Below are 1,872 nucleotides of genomic sequence, written 5' to 3' on the forward strand. Positions count from 1 at the left end.
CCACGGGGAGCGGCCTGCGGCCGTTCGGCGTTCTCGCCGGCTGCGGAGCTGCGCAGCGTCTCAGCTCCGCAGCTTCTCGGTTTCCAGCCCACTCCTCATCAGCTCTCGCGGGCGGCCGCCTCGCGGCGCTCGCCGAGGGCTCCCGCGGGCCCCGGGGTATCAGGGCTTCCGCGGTGTCCGCGGCGGTCGCGGGGTGTCCGAGGTGTCCTCCGGGGTGTTCTGCGCGTCGGCGGGGCCGCGATGCCCGGCGGAGCCGGCCGGCGCCGACGGCTCGCCGGAGAACTCCGGCAGCCACTTCAGCATCTCGGCCCGGAACGGCGCCTTGGCGCCCAGCTGGCACAGCACCCCGATGGTGCTCAGCGTCACCCGGTGGATCAGCAGGTACGCGGGCGGCAGGTTGAGCTGCTTCCCCAGGTTGTAGGCGGGCGAGCGGGGATCCGCGATCCGGGCCGCCTGGGCACGCATCCACGTCCGGGTGAAGTGGAAGGTGTCCACCGCGGCCGGCTCGATGATCGGCAGCAGGTAGTCCAGCACCGCATCCGGATCCAGCTGGATCGAAGGCTTCACGAAGCCCTCCTCCCGCAGCATCTTCAGCACGCCCGCCGCGTCCCCGTCCAGGGCCATCCGCAACGAGGCACCGATCGGCGCGGGCAGCCCGCCCGGCAACCGGTCCACCGTCCCGAAGTCCAGCACACCCAACCGCCAGCCGGACCCCGGACCGTCGTCCTTCAGCAACCGGAAGTTGCCCGGGTGCGGATCCGCGTGCAGCAGGCCCGTCCGGGACGGGCCCGCGAACAGGAAGCGGGCCAACAACTGCCCGGCGCGGTCACGCTCCTCCTGGGTGCCGCGCGCGATCACCTCGGACAACGGGGTGCCGTCCATCCACTCGGTGACCAGCACCTGGTCGGCCTGCGCCACCACGCGTGGCACCAGGATGTCCGGATCGCCCGCGAACTCCTCGGCGTGCCGGCGCTGGGCCTGCGCCTCCAGCTCGTAGTCCAGCTCCTCCGAGACCCGCTCGCGCAGCTCGGTGATCAGCGGTTTGATGTCCAGCCCGGGGATCAGTGGGCCGACCAGCCAGGCCACCCGGCTCAGCTGGGACAGGTCGGCGAGCAGTGCCTCACCTGCCCCCGGGTACTGCACCTTCACCGCGACCCGCCGGCCGTCGTGCCAGACCGCCTGGTGCACCTGACCGATCGAGGCGGCCGCCGCCGGGCGGTCGTCGAACTCCCGGAACAACTCGCGCCAGCCCGCGCCGAGCCGCTCAGCCAGTGCGGCGTGCACCTTGGCGGCGGGCATCGGGGGAGCGGCGTCCTGCAGCTTGGTGAGCGCCGCCCGGTACGGCCCGGCGACCTCCTCGGGCAGCGCGGCCTCGAAGACGGACAGCACCTGCCCGAACTTCATCGCCCCGCCCTTGAGCTCGCCGAGGACCTTGAACAACTGGTCCGCGGTGGCCTGCTGGAGCTCGGCCGTGACCACCTCGGCGGAGCGGCCGCCGATGCGCTTGCCGAGCCCGAGCGTGGCCCGTCCGGCTATCCCCAGCGGCAGGGCGGCGAGCCGTGCCGTGCGGGTCACTGCCTTGCGCGGTAGATCGCTCACCCGGGCCTCCAATCCCTGGCCCCCCGACTCCGGACGGCCCACCATCACTAGGCCATTGTGCCTGCTCGCCACCCGGTGGCCGCCGGCATTTCCCGGGGCGGCGGGAGGGCGGCGCCCGCCGGGACCGGGCGGGGCTCGGCGGTTCGGCGGCTCCTCGGTCCACCGGGAAGGCCGGTGCCCTCGGGGCGCCGGCCTTCGGGGTGGGGGGGCGCTGCGTAGGAAGTCGGCGGGGTCGACTTCCGGTGCGAGTGTTCCGGGGGGCCGGGGGGGCGC

Annotated in this window: 1 protein-coding gene; it reads right to left on the minus strand. The window is 74.0% G+C overall.

The features are described from left to right. Positions 1 to 159: 159 nt before the first annotated feature. A complete protein-coding gene (locus ABT247_RS33290; protein WP_350750317.1) occupies positions 160 to 1,599 on the minus strand; it encodes an ABC1 kinase family protein in 1,440 nt (479 codons plus the stop codon). Positions 1,600 to 1,872 lie beyond the last annotated feature (273 nt).

It is taken from the genome of Kitasatospora sp. NPDC001539 (assembly GCF_040298565.1).
Classification (GTDB): Bacteria; Actinomycetota; Actinomycetes; order Streptomycetales; family Streptomycetaceae; genus Kitasatospora.